General features: G+C 42.5%; 20 protein-coding genes. 3 read left to right on the top strand and 17 right to left on the bottom strand.

Annotated elements, in window-relative coordinates:
* Positions 1-9 precede the first annotated feature (9 nt).
* Positions 10-903 carry a UDP-N-acetylmuramate dehydrogenase gene (murB, locus tag D1B31_RS14225; protein WP_118921459.1) on the bottom strand — a complete coding sequence of 298 codons (894 nt, stop codon included), beginning with the start codon at positions 901-903 and terminating at the stop codon, positions 10-12.
* 288 nt (positions 904-1,191) lie between these two features.
* On the opposite strand from murB, the gene D1B31_RS14220 reads away from it, so the two are divergent.
* On the top strand, positions 1,192-2,235 hold the full coding sequence (locus D1B31_RS14220; RefSeq protein WP_118921457.1) for a P1 family peptidase: 1,044 nt from the start codon (positions 1,192-1,194) through the stop codon (positions 2,233-2,235).
* 135 nt (positions 2,236-2,370) lie between these two features.
* On the opposite strand, the gene ppsA is transcribed toward D1B31_RS14220, so the two are convergent.
* The 13 genes from ppsA to D1B31_RS14155 all read right to left on the bottom strand — a co-directional run bounded on the left by ppsA (position 2,371) and on the right by D1B31_RS14155 (position 17,359).
* Positions 2,371-4,983, bottom strand: coding sequence for a phosphoenolpyruvate synthase (gene ppsA, locus D1B31_RS14215; RefSeq protein ID WP_118921455.1), 2,613 nt, complete (start codon positions 4,981-4,983; stop codon positions 2,371-2,373).
* A gap of 199 nt (positions 4,984-5,182) precedes the next feature.
* Entirely contained in the window at positions 5,183-5,932 is a 750-nt protein-coding gene (locus tag D1B31_RS14210; RefSeq protein WP_118921453.1) for a formylglycine-generating enzyme family protein, read from the bottom strand.
* A gap of 33 nt (positions 5,933-5,965) precedes the next feature.
* Positions 5,966-6,451 carry a GNAT family N-acetyltransferase gene (locus D1B31_RS14205; protein ID WP_420846109.1) on the bottom strand — a complete coding sequence of 162 codons (486 nt, stop codon included), beginning with the start codon at positions 6,449-6,451 and terminating at the stop codon, positions 5,966-5,968.
* A 493-nt stretch (positions 6,452-6,944) separates the two neighbouring features.
* Positions 6,945-7,484 carry a 6-phospho-3-hexuloisomerase gene (hxlB, locus tag D1B31_RS14200; protein ID WP_118921451.1) on the bottom strand — a complete coding sequence of 180 codons (540 nt, stop codon included), beginning with the start codon at positions 7,482-7,484 and terminating at the stop codon, positions 6,945-6,947.
* Positions 7,481-8,104, bottom strand: a complete 624-nt coding sequence (locus D1B31_RS14195; protein ID WP_118921449.1) for an orotidine 5'-phosphate decarboxylase / HUMPS family protein — start codon at positions 8,102-8,104, stop codon at positions 7,481-7,483. Before D1B31_RS14195 ends, hxlB begins: the two co-directional genes overlap by 4 nt.
* Entirely contained in the window at positions 8,104-9,045 is a 942-nt protein-coding gene (locus D1B31_RS14190) for a sugar kinase (RefSeq protein ID WP_118921447.1), read from the bottom strand. The genes D1B31_RS14195 and D1B31_RS14190 overlap by 1 nt, the downstream gene beginning before the upstream one ends.
* A gap of 4 nt (positions 9,046-9,049) precedes the next feature.
* Positions 9,050-9,703 carry a hypothetical protein gene (locus D1B31_RS14185; protein ID WP_118921445.1) on the bottom strand — a complete coding sequence of 218 codons (654 nt, stop codon included), beginning with the start codon at positions 9,701-9,703 and terminating at the stop codon, positions 9,050-9,052.
* A complete protein-coding gene (locus D1B31_RS14180; RefSeq protein WP_118921443.1) occupies positions 9,700-11,832 on the bottom strand; it encodes a hydantoinase/oxoprolinase family protein in 2,133 nt (710 codons plus the stop codon). The genes D1B31_RS14185 and D1B31_RS14180 overlap by 4 nt, the downstream gene beginning before the upstream one ends.
* A 125-nt stretch (positions 11,833-11,957) precedes the next feature.
* Positions 11,958-13,241, bottom strand: a complete 1,284-nt coding sequence (locus tag D1B31_RS14175) for a citrate transporter (RefSeq protein ID WP_118921441.1) — start codon at positions 13,239-13,241, stop codon at positions 11,958-11,960.
* A gap of 63 nt (positions 13,242-13,304) precedes the next feature.
* Positions 13,305-14,060 (bottom strand): sugar phosphate isomerase/epimerase family protein, encoded by a 756-nt coding sequence (locus D1B31_RS14170; protein ID WP_118921439.1) that lies wholly within the window; start codon positions 14,058-14,060, stop codon positions 13,305-13,307.
* 17 nt (positions 14,061-14,077) lie between these two features.
* Entirely contained in the window at positions 14,078-14,698 is a 621-nt protein-coding gene (locus D1B31_RS14165; protein ID WP_118921437.1) for a bifunctional 4-hydroxy-2-oxoglutarate aldolase/2-dehydro-3-deoxy-phosphogluconate aldolase, read from the bottom strand.
* On the bottom strand, positions 14,691-15,764 hold the full coding sequence (locus D1B31_RS14160) for a LacI family DNA-binding transcriptional regulator (RefSeq protein ID WP_118921435.1): 1,074 nt from the start codon (positions 15,762-15,764) through the stop codon (positions 14,691-14,693). The genes D1B31_RS14165 and D1B31_RS14160 overlap by 8 nt, the downstream gene beginning before the upstream one ends.
* A 980-nt stretch (positions 15,765-16,744) precedes the next feature.
* Complete coding sequence (locus D1B31_RS14155; protein WP_118921433.1) at positions 16,745-17,359, bottom strand: cupin domain-containing protein; 615 nt, start codon at positions 17,357-17,359, stop codon at positions 16,745-16,747.
* Between the two features lie 412 nt (positions 17,360-17,771).
* Here D1B31_RS14155 and D1B31_RS14150 point away from each other — a divergent pair, with 412 nt between their 5' ends.
* A complete protein-coding gene (locus D1B31_RS14150) occupies positions 17,772-17,984 on the top strand; it encodes a hypothetical protein (RefSeq protein ID WP_158587551.1) in 213 nt (70 codons plus the stop codon).
* 191 nt (positions 17,985-18,175) lie between these two features.
* Here the strand turns inward: D1B31_RS14150 and D1B31_RS23895 are convergent, their stop codons facing one another.
* On the bottom strand, positions 18,176-18,433 hold the full coding sequence (locus D1B31_RS23895; protein ID WP_142922595.1) for a hypothetical protein: 258 nt from the start codon (positions 18,431-18,433) through the stop codon (positions 18,176-18,178).
* A gap of 4 nt (positions 18,434-18,437) precedes the next feature.
* Entirely contained in the window at positions 18,438-18,902 is a 465-nt protein-coding gene (locus D1B31_RS14145; protein ID WP_240035270.1) for a DUF3995 domain-containing protein, read from the bottom strand.
* Between the two features lie 469 nt (positions 18,903-19,371).
* Here D1B31_RS14145 and D1B31_RS14135 point away from each other — a divergent pair, with 469 nt between their 5' ends.
* Positions 19,372-20,025: a GIY-YIG nuclease family protein gene (locus tag D1B31_RS14135; protein ID WP_240035269.1), complete on the top strand. Its 654-nt coding sequence runs from the start codon at positions 19,372-19,374 to the stop codon at positions 20,023-20,025.
* A gap of 436 nt (positions 20,026-20,461) precedes the next feature.
* On the opposite strand, the gene D1B31_RS14130 is transcribed toward D1B31_RS14135, so the two are convergent.
* A complete protein-coding gene (locus D1B31_RS14130) occupies positions 20,462-21,655 on the bottom strand; it encodes a D-alanyl-D-alanine carboxypeptidase family protein (protein ID WP_118921424.1) in 1,194 nt (397 codons plus the stop codon).
* Between the last annotated feature and the right edge of the window lie 18 nt (positions 21,656-21,673).

Genomic DNA, 21,673 nt, shown 5'->3' with positions numbered 1-21,673 from the left:
ATTTAGGTTCTAATCCTCTCCGATGATTCTTACTTCCCGTTCGAGGTCCACACCAAAATTTTCTTTGACCGTTTTTTGAACATGCTCAATCAGCGAAATATAGTCTTTTGCGCTCGCATTTTTCTTATTCACAATGAATCCTGCGTGTTTTTTTGACACTTCGGCATCCCCGATACTTACGCCTTGAAGATGGCTGTCTTGGATCAATTTCCCGGCAAAATACCCCGGCGGCCGCTTAAAAACACTTCCGCATGACGGATATTCCAAAGGCTGTTTCGATTCCCGCTGATGTGTAAGGTCATCCATCTTTTCTTTTATCTCCTCGTACTTCCCAGGTTGAAGAATAAATGTGGCTTCAAGGACGAGCAGGCCCTTTCTTTCGATATTGCTGGTTCTGTACTCCAAATCCAACTCTTCTGTATTCAGCTTGGTGATATTGCCTTCCCTGTCTGCAACAAGCGCGCTTTCAAGGACATTTTTTGTTTCACCGCCATAAGCCCCGGCGTTCATGTAAAGGGCTCCCCCTACAGTCCCCGGTATTCCGCAGGCAAATTCCAGTCCAGTCAGAGAATGCTCCAGAGCCATTCTTGATACATCAATTATTTTTGCGCCGCTTCCAGCCGTGATCTTGTTTCCATCGACTGAAATCTCACAAAGGTTTGTAAGGATTAGTACGATCCCCCTTATCCCTCCGTCTTTTATGATCACATTCGATCCGTTGCCAAGAATGGTAAGTGGGATATTTTCTTTTTTTGCAAAAGAAATCGCCCATGCCGCTTGCTCGTAAGTGTTCGGAAAAAGAGCAATATCGGCGCTGCCGCCCATTTTTGTATACGTATATTCCTTAAGCTCAGTGTTTCGCTTTATTTGTTCAGGTGAAAAAATCGTTTCCAGTATATCCATGATGACACTCCTGTTGTTTGGTTTTCATTTTCATTATACGGATTATTAAACAACAAGCAAAGACCGTAGCTATTACTTTTCCAGAAACCTGTTCCTTTTGCAAAATAAATCGCACATCAAAGTGCGTTCATTCTGAAATTATGCAACAATTAACTAAATGTACCTTGTCATCAGTGTCCTGATGCCGATTTCCAAGTCATTGAGGGTGACTGACATTATTCAGTGTTTAAATCATCCAGAAAAACGGAATTCAGAAAAAGCACAGTGATTGGGAGGAGGAAAACATACTTGAAAATCAGGGAACGGGGAATTAAGATTGGCCGGCTTCCAGTCGGCACGAAAAATTGCATTACCGATGTAGGAGGGGTCAAGGTTGGGCATGTGACGCTTGATTATCCTATTGAAGGCGACGATTATGCCTGCACAGGCGTAACAACGATTTTGCCGCATAACGGAAATCTCTTCAAAGAAAAAGTCACAGGCGCAAGCTATGTGCTCAACGGTTTTGGGAAAACAATCGGGCTTGTACAGGTCCAGGAGCTTGGGGTCATCGAATCACCGATCATGTTGACGAATACGTTTGGCGTGCCTGCCGTCACTCAAGGAACGTTGGAATACATGCTTGCAGAGAACCCCGAAATCGGTGACGAAACGGGTACGATTAATATTGTCGTCGGGGAGTGCAATGACAGCCGTTTGAATTCGATCCGCCGCATGCCCGTTAAACCTGAGCATGCAATGGAAGCAATCAAAAAAGCCTCGGATGACATTGCGGAAGAAGGGGCTATCGGTGCGGGGAAAGGCATGGTCTGCTTTGGCTACAAAGGCGGAATCGGTTCATCTTCACGAATCATCCGCTCCGGTTCGGCTACGTTTACAATCGGGTGCCTCGTCCTTAGCAATTTTGGGAATAAGGAAGAGCTGTTGAACTGGAGGTTTAGTTCGGACCTTGAGCCAAGTGTTCCTTCCCACCCTGAGCCGGCCGATGGCTCGATCATTCTCGTTATGGCAACGGATGCTCCGTTAAGCTCCAGGCAACTGTTAAGAGTGGCCAAAAGGTGCGGGATCGGCCTTGGCCGAACGGGCAGCCATTTCAGCCATGGGAGCGGAGATATTGTCATCGCGTTTTCAACTGCCGATAAGATTTCGCATTCTACTGATGAAATGTTCGAAACCCGAACGCAGCTCCGGGAAGACCATCCGGTCATGAACGAGCTTTTTGCCGGGGCGGCTGAGGCGGCGGAAGAAGCCATCCTCAACTCCCTGTCGCAGGCCGCCACAACAAAAGGCAGGAACGGGAATGTGGTTTATGCTTATCCTTTTGACAGTTAAACACTGAATTTAAGACCCTCCGTGAGAGGGTCTTCTTTTTTTAGGATGTGTTAAGTTTCCACGAAGAGTGGGAGGAGCGGGTCTCCTCGAAAATCAGGATTTATCCTCAATTAATCAAAACAAAGGTTTCAGCAATTATAATATTTCGATATACCCTTCTGTTCCATTCACACGAATTCGTTGCCCATCTTTTATCAGTTTGGTGGCATTCTCCACTCCGACAACTGCGGGCAAGCCATATTCACGCGCGATCACTGCTCCATGTGTCATCAGTCCGCCAACTTCGGTGACTAGGCCTTTGATGGATACAAACAATGCTGTCCAGCTAGGATCCGTAAAGGTGGTGACTAATATGTCACCATTTTCTAAATCAGCATCTTCCATGTTTAAGATGACACGCGCTCTTCCCTCTATCACTCCGGAAGAAACAGGCAGGCCTGCAATCGCTTCGGTTGGGATATTTTCTCGCTTGTACTCACCTGCAATAATTTCACCATCAGACGTGATCACACGCGGGGGAGTCAGTTTTTCATATAATTTGTACTCGTCTTTTCTCTTGCTAATGATCTGGCCATCCAGTTTATTTGTTCGTACGACTTCGTCAAGTTCTTCAAAAGTGAGATAGTATATATCCTCCTTTTCATGAATAACCCCCGCTTGCAAAAGACTTTCGGCTTCTTTCAATAAAGCTTGCTTATAAACGAAGTAGCGATTCACCATGAAGTATTTTGGATATTCCCTATAGCCACTGAAATTTCGAATCAGGTCGATTCTTTCTTTTGTTTCTTTAGCTTTTTGTTCACCATCCGGTAATTGCTTCAATCGAGCTAATAACTCTTTTTCTTTTTGCAACGCTTCCTGGAGTCCTTGTTCAAATTTCTGTTTGCTGGCGTTAGGCTCAAGGTTTTTGATGTTGCGCAGAATTATTGGGACAAGTGTAGTTGGTTTTTCGCTCCAGCGCGTTTTAGTCAGATCGATTTCTCCTGAGCAGCGCATTCCGTATTTCCATAGAAAAGCTAAGATGGCCTCTTTCGCTTCCCGCCCTCCATCAAATTTAACGAGGTCATCTACAAAGTTATCATCTTTTACATGGTGCAAATAATCAATTACTTCCGGATAAGGACGAATTACATCAGCGACATCCAATAGCGACAGACCCATTTCAGAGGTAATATTGTTTGCTACAGATTGAGAAAGCGTGTCTGCGGCGTTTTTTTCACCTAACCACTCCGCCATTTTTTCATTAATCCATGCTGAAGCACCCATAGCCGCCATAATCACAGCCGAACTTTGTGGGTTAAATAAAATCTTCTTTAGTTGCTGAATATCCTCGAGGATAAAGTCAACCAAATCCGGTCCTGATTTCGTTTGGATGTTATGTTTTAACTCTTCTATCGATGTTTGACCAGACTTAATCAAATCAGCAACGATGGCCGGATCGCTTTCAATTTGTGACTGAATACCTAAAGGCGGTGCCGCTTTATTATTTTTACCTTTACTCTGTTCTTCACTTGGTGACGATTTTATAAAGTCTCCTCGCTCGATAATGGTGGTGAGTGCGTCTTTTATGAGCGGATCGGATTTCCCCAGGATATTTAATACCATTTCCCTGCTGACAGGTGAAGAAAGATTAGGGGTAACATCAACAAACAACCGTCCACCAGCTTTACGCATTGGTGCAGGAGTCGTTAATAGATAAAAAGATAATCCCAGTGGTTTCATCGGGTCCGTCATCATTTGTTGATGCCCGACTGATACATAAACGTGGTTTTCTTGGGTCTCACCTGCTTCCGGGATAGGGAAAAGTGTTGTGATTGGCCGACTCTGGACAATATAAAATGTGTCATCACCCAAACACCATTCGATATCTTGCGGGAAACCAAAATAGGCTTCAATCTGTCTTCCGATGCGTGCCAGTTGTAAAATTTGTTGGTCAGTCAGTGTTTGAGTCTTTTGCTGAACGGGGTCGATTTGCCGGGTCTCTGTTCCGCCTTCTTTTCGTCCATAGATAGCCATTTTTTTGGCGGCGATCATTTTATCGGCGATTTCCCCATCCCGAACTTTATAACAATCGGCAGATACTAAGCCAGAGACGAGTGCTTCGCCAAGCCCAAAACTGGCATCGATCGATAGCAGCTTTCGGTTGGAACTAATCGGGTCAGCGGTAAATAAAATCCCTGAGGCCTGTGGAAGAACCATCCTTTGAATAATAACGGCTAAAGAAACTTTGCTGTGTTCAAATCCGTTTTGCATACGGTAGATGACCGCGCGATCCGTAAACAGCGAAGCCCAACATTTACGGATATGCTGCAAGATTGCTTTTTTGCCAATGATATTTAAATAGGTATCGTGCTGGCCCGCAAAAGAGGCATGGGGTAAATCTTCAGCAGTCGCACTTGAACGCACGGCATAAGCATGTTCATCACCAAGCTGGGAGAGATAGTGAGTAACCGCTTTCGCAACATCGGAAGGAATTGCTGCTTCCATAATGACTTGCCGAATCTTTCCGCTGATTTCACCAATTTGATCCCGATCTTCCACTTTTAGCATTGTCAGTTGATCCAACAAAGCCTGAACCGTTTCATTTTGTTCGATTGCTTTTTGAAATCCTACTGTTGTCACACAAAATCCCTCTGGAACTTGTATTCCTTCAATTTTTGATAATTCCCCTAAATTCAACCCTTTTCCGCCAACGAGCATGAGCTGTGTTTTACCCATTTCCTGAAAACCGAGAACCAAAGAGCTCATCCACATCTCTCCTCAATAGTAAGGTTTCTTTGATTTTAACAGCAGTCAATGATAACAAACAGTCTGTAATAACCATTTTTTTCATGCTATAATTAAACTGGGAAGAGCAGTAAGGAATTTTTTAATCCTACAACATTTGTTCCATGGACCCTGATTCACCATCTATCCCCAATAATATATATCAATTCTTAATCTCAAATTATTCAACGATGGATCTAGCAAGTCTAAATCCGATATCATCTATATAAAAATCAGGCATACTCTTTCGACGGCAAGTAGCTCCGCATCCACGTTCTTCTTCTGCCCAACTTCCTCCACGAATTATTCTGTAATTACCAAATGTCTCTTCATCGTATAAGTCCCAACACCACTCCCAAGTATTCCCGATCATATCATATAAGCCCCACTCATTCGGTTTTTTCATACCAACTTCGTGTATTCGTTCGTTAGAATTTTCTTTATACCAAGCAATCTCTTCAATTTCACCATACCGATATCCTTTTGAGTTTGCCTTACATGCATATTGCCATTCAGCTTCTGTAGGTAAACGAAAACCATTTGTATTATTATTACAATTAACTAATTTACCTTTATTATCAAAATCATAAAACTTGTCATAACCCAGTGCATCAGATAGTAAATTACAAAAATTCACTGCATCTATCCATGAAACATTTACAACAGGTTTTCGAGCCTCAGTTGTTGTTAATAGCTTCTCTCCCATAAAAATCGCATAAAGTTCTTCTGTCACCGCATATTTAGCAAGATAAAATGGCTTAATCCCAACATCCCAAATAACTTCCTTTAAATTTTTTCTAATACCCGGCATTCCTAATTTATAGTTTGAACTAATCCATTTTTGCTCGTTCCGAAAATCTCGCAGGCTGATTTCTCCTTCAGGAATATACACCATTAAATCTTTTATATAATCATTTAAGTTAGCTAACATTGTCCTCTCCTAGCCCTTGACTTAATGGTATTATTAAAGCTTTAGTTTTAAACCTTCATGCGTTGTTTTAAAACCTAACCGTTCATAAAACCTTAACGCATCTTGTCTTTTTTTATCAGTTGTTAATTGTACTAAATGGCAGCCACGTTCTTTTGCACGTTGAATTGCCCATTTTATTAGTTCAGTACCTACACCCCTTCCTCTAACAGACGCTGATGTTCTAACTCCTTCGATCGTAGCTCTCCATCCACCTTGATGTGTTATATAAGGGGTAAAAGTTATTTGTTGAACTCCAATCACTTTATTGCCGTCACAAGCGACAACCAACTCGTTATTAGGGTCAGCTGTAATAGCCTCAAATGCTTTTATATAATTATTAGGGAGTGGATGCTCATAACGTTCGCGTTTACTTCCCAAAACATCATCTGCAAGCATTGCAACAATACTTTCTAAATCCTTTTCAGTTGCCATTCTAAAGCTTATTTCTGTCTCCAATTGAATCCTCCCTTTAATTAACATTTTATTTATTTTAAGGTTCATCACCATAACAAGTGGTTTTTATAAGGAGTTGATTTCCGCTCCAAAAAGGAAAGCACCTGGGAATAATCATCGCAGGGACAGGCGGTTTTTGCCTGGCACGAGGCACTTCGCTTTCCGCGGGCGGTTCGGGGAGCCTCCTCGACGCCTTTGGCGCCTGCGGGGTCTCCCCTGACCCTTCCTCCCGCAGGAGTCTTCGCGCCTTCCGCTCCAATCTTTATAAAAAATAATAATGTTTTTATTAACCAGTACTTGTGGTGATGAACCTATTTTAATACTAACTGACTTCACGCTTAAAATTAATGATGTTTATTTTATACTATTCAATAAGTTCCACTTAAAGTTGCCGAATAATCCATCCTCCTAAACGAACTATCAAACTAAAAATAGCTAGATCAAACAGGTATACCAACTGTTATAAATAAAAAACTCCTCCACACTGCATACCTGCAATGGGAGGAGTTTTTAATTGAATTCACCAATGCTTCCCCGTAGCCGATTCATTGGATATGCCATCACGTCTGCTCAAATACAAACACAAACCGTCGAGAACAATGTGAACACTCTGGTCGAACAACGAACTTAACAATTGAATCGATTTTCTGTTATCACCCTCGTCCCCTCTTACAGTCCCTGGCACTACTACCGACATATCCGCGCTGCGAGCCAGATCGGATTCCAAATTGCTCGTAAACGCGAGGACTGTTGCTCCTTTTTCCTTTGCTTTTTTCGCATCGGAGACGACATTTGCACTTTTGCCTGAACCAGAAACGGCGACGACTACATCCTTTTCTTTAATGGCTGGTGTGATTGTTTCACCAACTACATAAACCTCATAGCCCAAATGCATGAGCCTCATCGCAAACCCTTTTGCCATAAGACCTGAGCGGCCTTCACCGACCACAAAGATTCTCTTATCCTTCGCCAAATGCGCCGCGGCCTCTGCGAGCGATTGCTCATCCACTTTTGAAACGACTTCATTTATTTCTTTTAAAATGGAATCTAGCAGGTTCATTTTTCTCCCCCCACTAACGATTTGAACAGTTTTGCAGATTTATGAATACTAGCCGATTTCGTTATACTGCTGCCAACAATCGCTATTTCAAAATTAGCCTTCTTCATTTCAGCGATATTTTCAGGCTTGATTCCCCCGGCTACCGCCAATCTTGGAAAATCATGAATCTGCGCCAACGTATTTTCAATTAAAGCTTGTAAGCCTGTACTTTTATCGGACGGAAGATGCACACAAAGGATCCCGTCTGTAAACTGTTTCAGTTCCAATTGCTTTTCAGCTGACGTTTCAAGCAAGTCAATCATATAATCCTTTTGATATTTTTGGGCAACACGCTGGCAGATTCTGATTGTTTCCAAAGAAGCGGCGCCAAGAACGGTAGCGATATCGGCGCCAGCCTGATAGATCGCTTCAAATTCATATTCAGCTTCGTCAACTGTTTTAATATCAGCCAGTATGGCTTTGTCCGGAAATTCCCGCCTGATTCGCTTGACAGATTCAAGGCCAAAATCCTTGATCAGCGAAGTACCGATTTCGATAATATCAATATATTGTTCGGCCTCATGAATGATTTCGATCGCCTTTTCAATCGTTACCCGATCCACCGCTAATTGAAGCTTCATTATTGATGGCTCCTAATAAATTGGTCTAATTCTTCTCTTGTTGGAAGGCCTTCATTATCACTTACAAATGTGACCTGGATCGCTCCAATCGCATTCGCGCGGGTAATCGTATCCTGAATCGGCAGCCCCTCCAATTTACCTGTAATGACACCTACCGCAAAGCCATCTCCTGCTCCGACTGTATCGATCACTTTTTCGACTTTAAAGCCTTCCTGGTAAAAGCTTTCGGATTCAGTTCTGACATAAGCACCATTGCTTCCAAGCTTGACGATGACTTCTTTGACACCAAGATTCTGATAAAAATCAGCTATTTTCTCAGGATCATCCGTTCCTGTCAAAATCAATCCTTCCGAAACGCCTGGCAAAATCAAATCGGCTTTAGCGGCCAGTTCATTGATCACTTTCACCATGACTTCTTCGCTTTCCCATAAGCTTGGGCGAAGGTTAGGGTCAAAGGTAATCGTGACGCCATGTTCTTTTGCCCGGTCGATTAACCGGAAAGTGGCTTCACGGCAGCTTAATGATAAAGCCGGCGGAATCCCTGTTACATGCACGAGATCAACGCCAGCCAGCTTGATTTGATCAATATCAGCCGCGCTCATATGTGAAAAAGCTGACCCCTTGCGGTAATAAGCGACGTCAGGATCCCCTTCGGAAACCTTGCTCTTTAATTGAGTCGCTGTTTTGTAAATCGGGTCAAAGGTCAGGAACTCAGTGCCAATCCCTTCCCGATTTAAAAAGTTCTTAATATAATGTCCCATTGGATCTTGTCCAAGCTTCGTGACGTAGGACACGTTATGGCCCAACCGGGAAAGTCCTGTACAGACATTCACCTCTGCACCTGCGAGTGATCTCCTGAATAACACGACTTCTTCAAGCGGACCTTCTGTTTCCGCTGTAAACATCGCCATTGGTTCACCAAATAACAATACTTTACTCATTTGATTAACTCCTTGTGATCGTTGTAATTTCACTGAATAACTGATTCGCTGTTCCTTCATGATGAGGAAACAGCATTAACACATCGAAAACGAATGGATTAAAGCCAAGCCCCAGCAGTTCTTTTGCAAATTGCATTGCGGCAATCTCACTAACGGCCGACAGCTGTGATTTATATTGGAATTTCCCGAGTTTCCATAGGGTTATTTTCGCACTTTTTGTGAAAATATCAGCATTATGCTCTTCAATAAAATGAAACAGTTCGTGGGCGATTAAAAGCGCCTCCACATCAACATGATTAAGCAGGTGCTCGAGCTGATGTTCCTGGATCCATTTATTGACATGGTCAATATTATCTTTAAATAACGTAATGCTGTTTGGACTGTTAAACACGGCAAACATTATATAATTTTCTATGCCATATGAATCTTTCACACTTATTTTTGTATTCATCCCCGCTGCTATTTCCTTAACGGAATGAACGGGATAGTTTTGCCTTACTTGAACGGCTTGCTGTTTGCCGCATTCAATTGCTTTTTCGATCAGTTCCTGTTTTTCGTTTTCCGCCACTTTACGGTTGAGAGGGTCTCTGCTAAACGCATACTGACCCCACTCTTGATCCGTTATGTTTGTCAAAAAGTTCACTTTTTCAGCGATCATAGATCATTTTTTGCTCCGACGATAATGATTTCTTCATGTGGCTCCATCGTTGCTAATTCTGTATCAACGACCATGTATAACTGCTCTTTGTCCAGCATGCCCGTATAATCCAAGACTTTCCCGCCAATACATAGATAAATATCGGGGCTTAATTTAATATCACTCTTGAAGATGGCTAATGTTTCCCACATTTGGCCGATCACTTCTTGCGCCTGCGCGACGGTGCATTTTTCAGCGACTGCGTCCCCGCGTTGTACTTTAATGAATCCTTTTTTGTCGATGATTCTGACTTGTTTTGCGCCTTCTTTCTTCCCTTTTGCGGAGAAGACATAAATGACGTCACTTCTCGTAATCAATTCCGCTTCCCCAATCGGAACACCCATTGATTTGGCGGCGATTTCTTTCGCTTCCTCTTCGCTTAATGCCATTAACAAATCTGTTGCTTGAACTTCCGAGGAACCCATTGCAATCGCAGTGACTTTATTCGTCTGAGAATCAATTTCGATTTGTACCTCAACCGAATCTGGGACGGCTCCGTTGGCGATTGCCATGCCTTCCGCTTCTTTTTTGAGATCCGCAATATCTTTTTTCGTCGGTGATGGGATGACCCGTTCGACGACGTCACGAATCATTGCTAGGGCAACGCCAATAGAAGAAATAACCTCGGCATTTTCTGGAATGTTGTATTCCAATTCCATATTTTTGGCGGTGTATGGCATGAGAGATGCACAGCCTCCGCCAACGCCTACGAGGGAAATTTGGTCTTTTTCCAGCTTATATTTCTCCGCGAACTCTTCGATAACCGGCTTAATTTTTTCATACGATTTTTGTAAAATTTCAGCAGCCACTTCTTCGACTGTTTTATTCATATAGTTGGCGAGCGGCTCCATTGCTTTCCTGGCAGCCTCAGCGTTTCCATATGCATAATGTTCAGGATTTACATATCCTAATACGTTCGCTGCACAGCTATTTGTAATCGTAATCTTCTTGCCGTTTTTAAGTTTAATATAGACATAGTCATCTGGGTCGCCCTCTCTAGGCGTGAAAAACTCAACTTGTGGGTCGACGATTTCTTCAATCGGCGTAAAGACAGCGTAAGGCATCCCGCCAATATGGGCACTTCTTGGCCCGACGTCAACAATGCCTTCTCTGGATGCTCGGACCATACTGCCTCCGGCTACCCCCAATACGCGGACGTCCAAGGAGCTAATATACGTTGGATGGCCGCCAACGATGGAATAGTCAACAGCTGGGCGTCCATTTTTGATCACGCCGATGTTCGTACTCGTTCCGCCTACCTCGAAATAAATACCATTTGATGCCCTTAAATACATTAATGCGCCAACAACACTGGCAGCAGGGCCTGACAGCATCGTTAAGACGGGACGCTTTCTCATTTCGTCGATTCCCATTACTCCGCCATCACCACGCATAATCATTAACGGAACCTGAATCCCGGCTTGGCGAACGCTGCCTTCTGTACTGTTTGCCGTTTCAAGCATTTTTGGCAAAATGCTCGCATTAATGGTAGCTGTTCTCGTTCTTCGGGTCAGGCCGTACAGTTTACTGATTTCAGAGGCAACCGATACTGGAATGCCATGCTCATCAGCAAGTTTGTGGATTTCTTTTTCCTCGGTCAAATCATCGACACCAAATGCTTTGGAAGCAACAAAAACCCCTGCGCCTTCATCCCTTAATTCTGTAATTGTTTTTTTGATTGTATCCGGGTTTACTTCTTTTTGCTTCATGTAGCGATGGTGTGTCTTAATGATTCGGCCAGTACCTAAATCAATATCATCAATTTTCGTTTGTTTTTTTGCTAGCCAGCCGCCAAGGCCGCCACTTCCGATTCCAATTACCCCAACCTCGGCAACGTCACCCTCTAACAGCGCGTTTGTTGCTTGAGTTGTACTATGGGCGATAAAAATAACGTCTTCAGGATTAATATTGTTTTTTGTTAAACATAATTTAAACGCTTCGATTACCCCTTGTGCCACCCCGCTTGGATGATCATGGGTAGTCTTGACGGAACCTTTGCCGATGATTTCATGTGTTGCATTATCAATTGCGACGGCTTTTGTATGAGTTCCCCCAACGTCTATACCGACGCGAATAGCTCGTTTAGCCATTGTAACTCCTCCATTTCAAAACGTTATCACTTGCCGAAATCGGCTGTTCCCTCATCGGGGAACAACCGATTTCTTGCTGTGATTTTGCAAAAATTGTCCAGTGGTAATCACCGTGCATCCATTTCTTAGCCGAACATCAAATAGGCAATGGCAATATTCACGATGGCCACACTCCATGCCCATGGTACTCCTGAAAGCAAGAAGCTTTTTGTATCTGTTTTTGTATAGTTAATGGACCATAGGTTCCAAGATTGAGTAGGACAAGCTGAAATATTCATTGTAATTGTAGGAATATACATTAATGGGAATAGGAATGCCAATGGGAAGTCGCCTACTCCTGTTAAAATTCCGATTGTTGCAGCACCGGCACCAAATACGGTCAGTGGACCCCGGAATAAACCAAGCGGTGCAATGACCATGAAGAGAAGTGCAACCGTTAATGTGCTGGTTGGCATAACTCCGCCCAAAATACTTTCAAAGAATGGTGAAACGGCACCTGATACTTTATTGAACATCGGAAGAATGAATAGGAATCCAAGTAGTCCAGCAACGTCGACTACGCCATCATAGAAAGTTTTCGAAATAACTTTTTCAGCATCTTTGTAAGATCTAATTTTGCCAGTAACAAATAGCGCGAATAAAGCCGCTACAATGAACGCCGGAATCGGCTGCCAGTTAAATCCGATCGCAAGGACAACCGGTATTAATGGCGTGATAAGCGCAATTCCTGGTACATTTTGATTGTCACTGCTTGAAGCTGTAGCAGCCCAGGCACGGCTGACTTTTGTTTTGCGAAGTCTGACGGACAACATGAGAATAACAATGAGTAATTGAACTGCCATTGCTGTAAAACCGAATTTCAAATAGTTTCCATCGTACGGGAAATCTGTGAAAATTGCTTGCATTTGCTTAAATAATACGATGTTGACATACATACCGGAACCGACTGACATGATGTAGGAAGAAACAGCCAGGGATTTCGGGACACCGAGTGATAATAGAATTGGTAGAACAATAACCCCAATCGCGACAACTGCGCCCGCACCAAACGTACTTGTGAAAATTAAACCAGTCACGACTGACAATAGTACTGTTGTAATGAGCGGCTTATCCCCGCCGAGCTCAACAGTCATTCGGATAATCTTTGAAGCAACCCCGGTTCTTACTAACACTTGGCCAAACCAGCTACCAAACACAACGACAACGGCCGTCGGTCCCCAGCTTTCCGGTCCGCCCTGGAATATCTCCGTCATTGTTCGTTCCCAGGTAAGTTCTCCGCCAATCATTCCAAGCGTTGACCAAATAACCGCCATAACCAAGAAACCAATCATTAGGTTTCCGCCTCTTACTGCATAAACGATAAATCCGACAAACGTCAGTAATAATAAGATTCCAATTGTTAAGGCCATTCTGTTTTCCCCCCAGTAAATTATTTATCAATCGTTACTCACAGGTTCGTTTCAATCCCGCCACTATTTTTGGGGAATCACCTCCTGCATTTCTACTAGTTTATGAATCTCGGAAACCAGTACTTCTTTTGTGGAAATCGGATACTCTATCGCAACCGGTATTTCTTTTGGCAAAATCTCGATGATTTTCTTCCAATCGACTAGTCCGTCGTTCAACAGTCTGGTATTTTTCTCTTCGTCAATATCTTTGATGTGAATATACGTGACAAACGATTGAAGCAGTTTAGCGTTTTCAACCGGGTCTTCCCCTTGGAACAGCCAATTCCCGATATCGAAGGTAAAAGTAATCGGTCCACCCAACTGTTTCACTTCGGTCAGGAAATCAATGATTTTTTGGGACCTGCCATTGCTTTCCGTTTGATCATTTTCAACGGTGAGCTTAACGTTGTATTGTTCAGCCAACCTCGCAACCGCTTTCAAATCTGCTTCAGAAATTTGGCCATAGTCGCCAATATTCAATTTAATGGCGTGACAATTCATGTCATAGGCTTCCTTGTAATACACTTCAAGCGATTCTACATTTAGTTGCTGATTTTCATAGAGCACGTCAGGTATGGAGTAAAAGACTTTCATTCCATGCTGTTCTGATTTGTTTTTAATATCCTGCAGTTCTTGATGTTCTTTGATAAACTCTCTTCTCACTTCAATGTTTTTTAACCCGAGTTCATGAACCCAGTCGAGCATTTCACTTTGAGGTACGCCAGCTTTTAAATCTTCAAGATAGACAAGTGTATTAATGACAATTTGGTCTTTTTTCAAGTAACCCCACTCCACTCCTACTGTAATGCGTGCAAAATTTTCTCACATCTTTGTTTCAATACGTCCAGATTGCCGGCATGAATGCCTTTCGTTAAATAACCGCCCAGCCCGACCGCGAAGGCGCCGCTTGCAAACCAGTCGTTAATATTCGTATCATCTACTCCCCCGGTCGGCATCATTTCAATAAATGGCATTGGCGCTTTAATTCCTTTGATCATCTTCATCGATACACACTCACCTGGGAATAATTTCACCACATCGCTTCCTGCTTGGTAGGCCCGATATGCCTCGGTCGGTGTAGCAGCCCCTAGTGAGCAAAAAATCTCATGCTCTTTGCAATAGGCACCCACTTCTTCGACAACACAAGGAGAAACAACAAAATCTGCTCCGTTTGTGACCGCTAATTCAGCTTGTTCCATTGTTAATACGGTGCCTGCTCCAATGACCGCCTCCGGAAGTTCCGATTTCAGTGTCCGGATGAGTTCTTCCGCTTTCGGAAGGCTGAAGGTAATTTCCAATGTGGTAATTCCCGACTGTACGATGGTTTTACAGATTTCTCTGGCCTCTTCCAAATCATTTCCGCGAATAACCGCGATGATTTTTCCTTTCAGCTGTTTCTTGACTTCTTGTTTATTCAATTTTATACGCCTCCATTAATAGCTTCGGATTTGTAGAGCCTCGTTTAACAAGCTGTGCCGGCAACTCTATATATTTTGGTTCAAATTCTTCTTGTTCTTTGATGCGCTCGATTAATAGCTTGGCAGATTGAACGCCGCACTCATAGGATTCTTGGGTCAAGGTTGTAATTCCAGGGGGGATCAAGGACGCCCAACCCCAGTCATCAAATCCGCATATTCCCATTTGCGGCGAGATTTCTATATTTAGCCGCTTCATACCATGCAGGACCGTTAACAGGGTCACGCCGTTAACTGTAAAAATCGCAGCAGGTTCCCCCTTTGAAACGTTTACAAATTCCCTTAAACTTTCATCTGAATTTTGCGGATCATCTATATTGATCACATAGGTGGTCAAATTTCCATCCTGATTAAAATACTTTCTCATCGCGTCATTAAACCCTTCATGACGCTTGTAACGGCTGCTTATAACCGACATATCTTGGGTGAAAAATGCTACCCGTTTGTAGCCTTGCTCGGATAAATGTTTCACCAAATCGTAGGTGGCATCATAATTATTAGTCGCTACCGTATCCAGCACATTGGGAGTGCTTAAACTACGGTCAGCCAAAACAATTTTGATACCTTCATTTTTTAGTGATAAAAGATAGTCATCATTTTTGCCTGTAGTGTTAATAATTAAGCCATCTACTTTGTTATCCAATAAGGATTGAATGCTTTCTTTTTCATTTATTGGATCATTATCAATGTTTGCGAATAAGACGCTGTAACCCAATTGCTTGCAGTAATCACTTACTCCTTTTAACACAATAGAAGAAAACGGGCTTCCAATATCGGCAATGATACAACCAATGACACCGGAATTCTTCGCTTTCAAGCTTCTTGCCAGATTACTAGGGCGATAATCCAATTGGTCGATGACGTTTGCTAGTAATTCCTTTGTTTCTTCAGACATGTATTCATATTTTCCATTTAAATATCTGGATACTGTTGTTTTGGATACATTTGCTTTTTGGGCAACCTCATTGATCGTTACCCGGACTTTTTCCCCTTTGGACTTATGACTCATACCATCCACCTACCTCCTTTTATCTTTTGAAATAGGATGTTTACCGATATTTAGTAGTGTATCAATTTAGTTTATCGGTTTAGTGAAACGATTTAGTTAACCGGTTTACAAAAAGACAATGCTTTTTAACTAGCCAGTAGTCATAACTAAGAATGAATTTTATGTAAAGACTTTCATGGCTAAAGCGTTTTTTAGAAACCGGTTTACAAAAAACCAAAAAAATAAATTTAACGCGATTGAATGAGAGTGAAAATTGCCATTTATGACTGTTAACTTAAATCAATGAGGTGTTTAGAAACCGGTTTACAAAGTGCCGTTAATAAAATCCACTTCCATGTTTTGGGTATGATAAGTGAATAATTGTTGGCCTGTATGTAAAGGTACTTTTTAGAAACCGGTTCACAACATTACTAAAAGAAATAATATTCAATCTTGTTATCGCTTTCACATAAAAGTATATACCTTTGAATTTGGAATAGTCAATAAGGGAATCTGAAATTTACTATCTAAAAGTACTTTTTTTATATCCATTAAGTTTCTTTTTTTGTATATACCTTGTAAGTACCTGCCAATTTACTTTAATAGGCTTTCCCTCCTGTTTTCTCCATTAGCTTTTGTACTAGCTCCTTTGGATTCCAGCAATTAAATATGTAAGTTAGTTTCGTTTCGTACCCGAGCCGGCATACTTCATGCCTTTCGTTTCTTTCTCAGCCCGAAAATGCTGGCATGAGCGCAGCAGTGAAAATCTTTCAATTTGATTCACCTATTTCTTTTGCTTAAAATTAATAAGGTTTTTTGAAATTGTATGTAGCCAACTAGGACAATAAAGAATTCAACAAAAAGGGCGGTTAATCCTGTTTGGATCAACGCACCCTTTTTAATATTTTGCGAGCGAACCTAGACTTAGAAGAAGCCTTAGGGGATACTGACTAACTGAGCTTCCCGTGAGTGAATAGTGTATTCATCCTCCCACCCCTTACTTACCAACCTGCCCATGTACTGTATCCATAATCTGCAGTCCTTCCGAAAATATCAGTATTTCGGTTTCCATGACCTTCTTCCGCAGCCATTGCAGCTGCTTTGGTAGGATGAACCGTACCAAATGGATGGTTAGGCGGCGCATAGATCGAGTAAAGCTTCAGCGGAGTTCTGCCTGTATTGATCACATTATGCCATGTTCCAGCAGGTATCATGATCGCTGAATCATCAGAGACTTTTCTTTCAAAGTTTAAATTTTGTTTCGTCTTGCCCATTCTCACAATCCCTTGGCCTTTTTCAATACGTAAGAATTGATCAACGTTTGGGTGGATTTCCAACCCAATATCTTCGCCAACATTGATACTCATCAAAGTTACTTGAAAATGCCTTCCAGTCCATAAAGCCGTACGATACGTCTTGTTTCGCTTCGCTGCTTCATTGATATTAATGACAAACGGGTTCGGTCCATAATCTTTTAGCAAAACACTTCTATTACCGTTGGAAGAAGGCAGCCAGTTCGCATATTGGAACTCATTAGGAAATGGTCTGTAAACAGACTGACTTCCATAGTTATACATCGGCGCATGTGCATAATAAGGATGTTGATATGGATACATTTTTCTCAATCCCTCCACAGTTTATAAAATTATCCTATTCACTTGTGAAGGGAAGGTACTTAGTAGGGGGTTAAAAAGGAGCTGCCGACGCAGCCCCATGATAATTATTTCAATAGCGGAATCAAATTAAAAAAGCCGGAAGCTGTCCGAAGGTGCCCCATGTTCGGACTGAGAAGGAGGTCCCAGCTGGTTTATTGTCCGAAGATGCCTCCGCTTCGGACAGGGAATGAAGTTGCAGACGGTTTGCTGTCCGAAGATGCCTCCGCTTCGGACAGTGATTCACTAAAAATGCCACCAGCTGTCCGAAGGTGACCTTGGTTCGGACAGGGAATGAAGTTGCAGACGGTTTGCTGTCCGAAGATGCCTCCGCTTCGGACAGTGATTCACTAAAAATGCCACCAGCTGTCCGAAGGTGACCTTGGTTCGGACAAGGAATGATGTTACAGACGGTTTGTTGTCCAAAGATGCCTCCGCTTCGGACAAGAATTCACTAAAATTTGCCGCAGGCTGTCCGAAGGTGACCAAAGTTCGGACAGGGAATGAAGTTGCAGACGGTTTGCTGTCCGAAGATGTCTCCGCTTCGGACAGTGATTCACTAAAAATGCCCCCAGCTGTCCGAAGGTGACCCAGGTTCGGACAGAGAATAAGGTTGCAGGCAGTTTGTTGTCCGAAGATGCCTTCGCTTCGGACAGTGATTCACTAAAAATGCCGTCAGCTGTCCGAAGGTGACCCAGGTTCGGACAGAGAATAAGGTTGCAGGCAGTTTGTTGATCCGAAGATGCCTTCGCTTCGGACAGTGATTCACTAAAAATGCCGTCAGCTGTCCGAAGGTGACCCAGGTTCGGACAGAGAACTAGGGTTCAGGCGTTTCCTTGTCCGAAGATGCCTCCGATTCGGACAGTGATTCACTACAAATGCCGTCAGCTGTCCGAAGGTGACCTTGGTTCGGACAAGGAATGATGTTACAGACGGTTTGCTATCCGAAGATGCCTCCGCTTCGGACAGTGATTCACTAATAAAGCCGTCATCTGTCCCTGGCCGGCCTTCTTTCGCTAGAATAGTGACCAACTCCACCGTTTCATGAGCTTCCCTTGATTTTTTTTGCGGAGAAAAAATAAAAAACCCCACCGACCATCCAAAATGGTTCCCAAAAGACCAACCGCCAAAAGGTAGCATATGGGTCTAAATCAAAATCCAGTAGTTGAAGTGCGTGTAGGGAAATGGTGATGAAATTAAAAGCCCCATATAAAAATAAAAAAACTCCGCTAATTTTTGCCGTGTAGTAAAGTGTTCTGGTTATTTTCGGGTTGTTCCAATGAACGAGCAGCATTGCGAGTACGGCTGCTCCGAGAAGTTTAATGAAACCAGTCAGCCAAACGACCGCCAGGAACGAGGGAGACGGGTTTAAGGCAATCTCATAAATAGATCCGCCCAAAGACTTAACTCCCAACATTCCTCCCATGGCCCAATAAAAACTCATTACAGCAAAAATGACTGTCCAAATAATCCCAAGATTGATAAACCAAACATTTAACCTAATCATAAACCCCCCACTCATTTTTCCTCTCCCTTTAATGAATCCGTGTTCAAATTCAGGCTACTTAGTTTTTTTTATAGTAGATTCACTGTTAAACGTTTTTGGTGAAAGTAAAGTTCTTTTGAAGCTCACTTTCTTTCAGCACAATCCTTTCCGATAAATTAACCGTTCTCAAAACAAACTCTTTGACTCCGATAAATTCCGACTCCGCGATCAAGTAAAACCGCGATCCTCTTTTATGACCTTTAAACTTCCTTTTGAGTGTATATACCTTCATTGAAGAACCTACCTAATCTCATAACTTTTGATTTATCATTATATCATTTTGATGATTCCGTTATTGTGCTTTGGATCAACATAATAATATCTCAGAACATCACCATTATTTTCTAAAACAATTTAAAGTTTTAATAGAATTAGTTATTATTGAGAAAGAGGAATGATTTTCCAATCCCTAGAGAAATAATAAATGCATTTGAACGGTGGGAATGGTGTGGGAGAACAATTATTAAAAGCCGGCATATATGCCATCATTAACAAAACATTGAACCTAGTATATATTGGCGAAACTGAAGAAAATTTTATAGTACGTTGGATTGAGCATATTAGAAGAATACCTAAATTTTTTGACAATCATGACAGAACCATGTTGTACCTACATAAAGATACAAAATTTATCATCCTCAAAGAGCTTGACCCTCAATTTCATAACAGAAAATCCTTTTATCACTTTGAATCTGAAGCTGGCAGATTCTATAAACAAAAAGGTTGGATTATAATCTCTAACCATACTCCAGCAGATTACCTGGATGATACCACAAGAGAAAAAATTCCCAATTTGGAGAGGTATCGTAAAAACATTAAACAAATGATTAAAATACTAGGCCTTATCAATACAAAAAATAATAATATAGCAAGACTGTACAGTGGTTTATATAAAAAAGTTAATAAACAATTTAATACCGACTTATCTCAAAGAGATGGTAAAAATATTTTGGCTACACTAAAAAAAGGTGAACTGTTGTTTGTTATGATGGACCTATATCCTCGTTATGCAGTAAAGCACCTTGAAGTACACAGAACTGCCTTTAAAGAAATGGACAATAAACAGTTAAGTCTATTTAATTAAAGTTTTTTATAACAGTATTGCTAATTATACAGCCATATACTAATCTTCTTTTGATAAGAAAATGAAAACCCAAAATGGGGACTGTACTCGGTCATAATACCCGCTTGCTGTCCCGAATAACAAAGAATCGGGACTGCACTCGGTCATAATACCGCTCGCCTGTCCCGAATAACAAAGAATCGGGACTGCATTCGGTCATAATACCGCTCGCCTGTCCCGAATAACAAAGAATCGGGACTGCACTCGGTCATAATACCGCTCGCCTGTCCCGAATAACAAAGAATCGGGACTGCACTCGGTCATAATACCCGCCTGCTGTCCCGAATAACAAAGAATCGGGACTGCACTCGGTCATAATACCCGCCTGCTGTCCCGAATAACAAAGAATCGGGACTGCACTCGGTCATAATACCGCTCGCCTGTCCCGAAAGATTACCTAATTTTCATCCACCCGACTCATCTCAGGACTCAAACTATAGACTTCCTTCAGCACAAACTTCCCCTCGCCGCTGCGACTGGCTATTTCGTTCATGGCCTCGAGGTCGTTGAAGTGCCACCATTCCGAAGCCAGTGGGGTCAGTCCGGCGGTTGTGCAATAGGTTTGCAGTTTCCTGGCAGCCTCATTCTCTTTCATCGAATCTGTAAATTTAGCATTCTTCCAGGCTGTTGGAGACCTTGATGTGACGGGTGCAGTAAAAATAGCAGCTGCCACGCTCAGCTCATGCATGGGTGTGGGCATGTCGTACTCTGTATAATCGGTCACCGTTGTAACTGTGTAATCGCCAGTTGGCATCTCTTTTTTTGCATTTACCTTCACTAAACTAACATCGATGGCGTAGCCCATTTGATGATTGGAGACACCTTTTGTAATGAACCAGGCGATTCCCCATGGACCGGAATTGATTCCCGCCAAAACATCGCGGTCTCTCTTTGCCAAAGCACTCAGGTTGTTGACAACTGCCTGTTGCACTTCAAAAGGCCTGAAAGCTTCATAAATTTTAAGAGAGTTGCCTTCAGATAAGGCGTGCTGTTGCGCCTTGTGAATTTTTTTGGACATCTTATACAGAACCGGCATGATATATTCTTCTTTGCCAAGCCGCTCGTTAACTGCCTTTCCCTGATACAAAGCCCGGTTCGAAATATTAGGAATGCCCTTGCCTGATGATACAAATTTTGAAGAATACGTATTGGTATTGTCATAGATAATAGACGGAATCACATCAGGCAGGTTAATAAAGCAATATTGATGCGGCAGCCAGCCGGTCCGCGATCCCTGCCTGATCAACCACCATTCCCCAACTTCCTTCAAAATTTCAAAACCTGTGCCGGCCTTCATAGTTTCAACGGTTTCTGAATCGGATTTTGCCAAAGCCTTCAATTCCAATGGTACGGATGTATAGCCTGTCGCACCGACCACAGGCAGTTCCAGCTCACCCGCATACCGATTTCTTTCCTTCGCCTTTTTTTCGACGGGTTCCTTTTTTGATTTTGAATGCTGGGCCTCATGATTTGCAGCAGACGGTGTATTAACGCGTTCAGAACGCTTTCCACTTGGTTCCGCTGTACATGCAACAAGAAAAATGACAAGGATAATCCAGCATTTTTGCAAAAGAATCTTGCCTTTAAACATCGATTTTCCCCTCAACTT

Source organism: Neobacillus notoginsengisoli (assembly GCF_003515685.1).
In the GTDB taxonomy this organism is placed as follows: domain Bacteria; phylum Bacillota; class Bacilli; order Bacillales; family Cytobacillaceae; genus Bacillus_D; species Bacillus_D notoginsengisoli.
Note: the sequence above shows the minus strand (reverse complement) of the source record. Positions and strands in the feature narration are given on the sequence as shown.

Coding starts and splice junctions, on each gene's coding strand:
- murB (WP_118921459.1), bottom strand. CDS start 903: ATGGATATACTGGAAACGATTTTTTCACCTGAACAAATAAAGCGAAAC.
- ppsA (WP_118921455.1), bottom strand. CDS start 4,983: ATGAGCTCTTTGGTTCTCGGTTTTCAGGAAATGGGTAAAACACAGCTC.
- D1B31_RS14210 (WP_118921453.1), bottom strand. CDS start 5,932: ATGTTAGCTAACTTAAATGATTATATAAAAGATTTAATGGTGTATATT.
- D1B31_RS14205 (WP_420846109.1), bottom strand. CDS start 6,451: ATGTTAATTAAAGGGAGGATTCAATTGGAGACAGAAATAAGCTTTAGA.
- hxlB (WP_118921451.1), bottom strand. CDS start 7,484: ATGAACCTGCTAGATTCCATTTTAAAAGAAATAAATGAAGTCGTTTCA.
- D1B31_RS14195 (WP_118921449.1), bottom strand. CDS start 8,104: ATGAAGCTTCAATTAGCGGTGGATCGGGTAACGATTGAAAAGGCGATC.
- D1B31_RS14190 (WP_118921447.1), bottom strand. CDS start 9,045: ATGAGTAAAGTATTGTTATTTGGTGAACCAATGGCGATGTTTACAGCG.
- D1B31_RS14185 (WP_118921445.1), bottom strand. CDS start 9,703: ATGATCGCTGAAAAAGTGAACTTTTTGACAAACATAACGGATCAAGAG.
- D1B31_RS14180 (WP_118921443.1), bottom strand. CDS start 11,832: ATGGCTAAACGAGCTATTCGCGTCGGTATAGACGTTGGGGGAACTCAT.
- D1B31_RS14175 (WP_118921441.1), bottom strand. CDS start 13,241: ATGGCCTTAACAATTGGAATCTTATTATTACTGACGTTTGTCGGATTT.
- D1B31_RS14160 (WP_118921435.1), bottom strand. CDS start 15,764: ATGAGTCATAAGTCCAAAGGGGAAAAAGTCCGGGTAACGATCAATGAG.
- D1B31_RS14155 (WP_118921433.1), bottom strand. CDS start 17,359: ATGTATCCATATCAACATCCTTATTATGCACATGCGCCGATGTATAAC.
- D1B31_RS14145 (WP_240035270.1), bottom strand. CDS start 18,902: ATGATTAGGTTAAATGTTTGGTTTATCAATCTTGGGATTATTTGGACA.
- D1B31_RS14130 (WP_118921424.1), bottom strand. CDS start 21,655: ATGTTTAAAGGCAAGATTCTTTTGCAAAAATGCTGGATTATCCTTGTC.